Source organism: Parendozoicomonas verongulae (genome assembly GCF_009711465.1).
GTDB classification, from domain to species: Bacteria; Pseudomonadota; Gammaproteobacteria; order Pseudomonadales; family Endozoicomonadaceae; genus Sansalvadorimonas; species Sansalvadorimonas verongulae.
In genome coordinates, this window is sequence record NZ_SMME01000662.1 from 1 (window position 1) to 517 (window position 517).

1 protein-coding gene is annotated in these 517 nt (G+C 45.1%); it reads left to right on the plus strand.

Features of this window, described 5'->3' with window-relative positions:
- Positions 1-517: hypothetical protein (locus E1189_RS23245; protein ID WP_196221085.1), on the plus strand; the 517-nt coding region annotated here is incomplete at both ends.

The window sequence follows — 517 nt, forward strand, 5'->3', positions numbered from 1 at the left end:
ATTCATTTATTAACCACCCTTTACACTCTGCTATGTCTATGCTATGCCATCTCCTCGGATGTTTTTGCAGGCACAAATAATAAAAGGGCAAAGAGCATCAGGCCTGCTATTTCACTCGAAAATACAGCTGCAAGCTCCCAGACCGTCGGCCTTGGACAGGTTGGACCCGATCATTCAGGTTTCGCCAGCCCTCTTTCTGGTTCTGGCTGGAAAAAAAGAAGAGTGAAGACAGGCCGTGATAACTCTAAAAATATGGAACTTACAGAGCAGTCATTGCTGGAAGAACACTTGGCCACCATCGGTCTGGGCGACTATGTGATAACTGAAGTTCCCAGAGATAACCAATGCTGGAAACATGTATTGCGCCTCCAGGCTAACGATTTTTTTGGTTACACCAAAGGGGTAAAGGAGTTACTGCTTAATTCTCTGAATAACTTGACGGGGGATCAGTTAGATATTCTCACAGAGGAACAAAAATCAACCTTGCATCAGGAGCTGCTATCGGATGAACTGCCAT